1 protein-coding gene and 1 pseudogene are annotated in these 2,389 nt (G+C 73.0%); both read left to right on the plus strand.

Features of this window, described 5'->3' with window-relative positions:
• Positions 1-1,324 (plus strand): hypothetical protein (locus CLG85_RS26940; RefSeq protein ID WP_260350367.1); only part of this gene is annotated, 1,324 nt, incomplete at its 5' end.
• Positions 1,321-2,248: pseudogene (locus tag CLG85_RS26945) on the plus strand (site-specific tyrosine recombinase XerD). The gene CLG85_RS26940 and the pseudogene CLG85_RS26945, both read left to right, overlap by 4 nt.
• Positions 2,249-2,389: the final 141 nt, after the last annotated feature.

A 2,389-nucleotide genomic window follows, 5' to 3' on the forward strand; every position in this document is an offset into this window, starting at 1 on the left:
GGCGGGGCTGCTGTCGAGCGCGCTGACCGGGCTGCCGCGCACGCTCTGGTCAGGCTCCGACGCGGCGCAACTCGCCGCGCTCATCGCGCAGACCGAACCCGCGGTGCCGGCGCTCATCGGCGCCACGCTGACGCTGCTGCTGGCCGAGGCGGATGCGCCCGCGGGCAATGGCTCGCTGCTCGTGGCGAGGATCGACCGGCTGATGGAGGAAGGCGCGGTGGACGCCGCGCTGGCGCTGGTCGAACAGGCAGGCGGCAGCTCCGATCCCGAGATCTTCGCGCGCTGGCTCGACCTGTCGCTGCTCGCCGGCAACGACGAGGAGGCCTGCCGCACGCTGGCGCGAAAGCCGCATCTCACCCAGGATCTTGCAACCCGCATCTACTGCGACGCGCGGATCGGCAACTGGGAGCATGCGGTCACCGTCTATGGCTCCGCCGAGGCGCTGGGGCAGATCGGCCCGCGCGACGCCGAGCTGCTGGCCCGTTTCCTCGACCCCGAGCTCGTCGACGCCTCCGAGCCGCTCAACCCGCCGGCGCGTCCGACGCCGCTGGAATTCCACCTTTTCGAGGCCGTGGGCGAGGCGCTGCCCACCCAGCCGCTGCCGCGCATGTTCGCCGCCGCGGACCTCTCGGGCAACAGCGGCTGGCGGGCGCAGATCCTTGCCGCCGAGCGGCTGGCGCGACGCGGCACGCTCTCCGAGAACCGCCTGCTGGGCATCTATACCGACCGCGAGCCGGCCGCCTCGGGCGGCGTCTGGGACCGGGTCGCGGCGGTACAGGCGCTCGAGGCGGCGCTGAATGCCGGGCGCAGCGACCTGATAGGCCCCGCGCTGCTCGCCGCCTGGCCGCAGATGCGCAGCGCCGGGCTGCTTGTGCCCTTCTCCGAGCTTTACGCGCCGCGGCTGCAGGGGCTCGACCTCGATCCGCGCGCCGCAGCGCTGGCGCAGCGCGCCGCTCTGCTCTCTCCGGCCTACGAGGAGGCCGCCCGCCGTCTGCCCGCCCGCACCGGGCTGATCCGCGCGGTGCACGCCGTGGCACAAGGCGAGATGCCCGATTCCGTCCCCCTCGCCCCCGCCGCCCAGGCCATCGTCGAGGCCTGGCGCCCCGATGCCGAGGTGCCGCCCGAGCTGGCCACCCTGCTGCGCGACGGCAAGCTCGGCGAGACCATCCTGCGCGCCATCGCGCTGTTCCAGTCCGGGGCCGAGGGCAACCATGCCGATCTCACCGGCGCACTGGCGACGCTGCGCCGGGTCGGGCTCGAGGACACGGCGCGCCGCGCCGCCATCCAGCAGATCCTGCTCTCCGACGAAGGCGCCCCGCTGTGAGCGCCGGCAACTGGGTCTCCGCCTTCCTCGAGGCGCAGGTCGCCGAACGCGGCGCCGCGGACAACACCCAGGCCGCCTATGCCCGCGATCTCGCCTCCTTCACCGGCTGGCTGGCGGCGCGCAAGCGCGACCTGGCCAGCGCGCAGCGCGGCGATGTCGAGGACTACCTGATTGCCTGCGAGACCGAGGGGCTCGCGGTTTCGACCCGCGCCCGGCGGCTCTCGGCGATCAAGCAGCTTTACCGTTTCGCCTTCGAGGAAGGCCTCAGGGCCGACAACCCTGCAGTACAGATCGCCGGGCCGGGCCGGCCCAAGCGCCTGCCAAAGACGCTCTCGACCGAAGAGGTCGACCGGCTGCTCGACGCGGCCGAGAGCCACGGCCGCACCGCCGACGATCGGCTGCGCAACACCTGCCTGATGCAACTCCTTTACGCCACCGGCATGCGGGTGAGCGAGCTGGTCACCCTGCCGCTCTCGGCGGCGCGGGGCGATCCGCGCATGCTGCTGATCCGCGGCAAGGGCGGCAAGGAGCGCATGGTGCCGCTGTCCCCCCCCGGCGCGCACGGCGCTCGCCGAATGGCTGACCCGGCGCGATGCGCAGGAGACGCTCCGGAAGACCGAGGGCAAGCCCGCCTCGAGCTTCCTCTTCCCGTCGCGCGGCAAGGCCGGGCACCTGACCCGCCATGCTTTCTACATCATGATCAAGGATATCGCGGTGTCCGCCGGGGTCTCGCCCGCCAAGGTCACGCCGCACACGCTGCGCCACGCCTTCGCGACGCACCTGCTGGCCAATGGCGCCGACCTGCGCGCCATCCAGACCTTCCTCGGCCACGCCGACGTGGCGACGACCGAGATCTACACCCATGTTCTCGAAGAGCGGCTGCGCGAGCTGGTGCTCGACCATCACCCGATGGCCCGGGACTGACGCCGCCGCCGCGCGCCCGATCCATCTCTCCCCGCCCCGCCCTTTCTTCTAGGCGGAAATATCCCGGGGGTGCGGGGGCAGCGCCCCCGCGTTGTCCGGCGTGCGGGGGCAGCACCCCCGCTCTCAGGTCACGCTCAGGCG

This window comes from Alloyangia mangrovi, assembly GCF_002300555.2.
In the GTDB taxonomy this organism is placed as follows: domain Bacteria; phylum Pseudomonadota; class Alphaproteobacteria; order Rhodobacterales; family Rhodobacteraceae; genus Salipiger; species Salipiger mangrovi.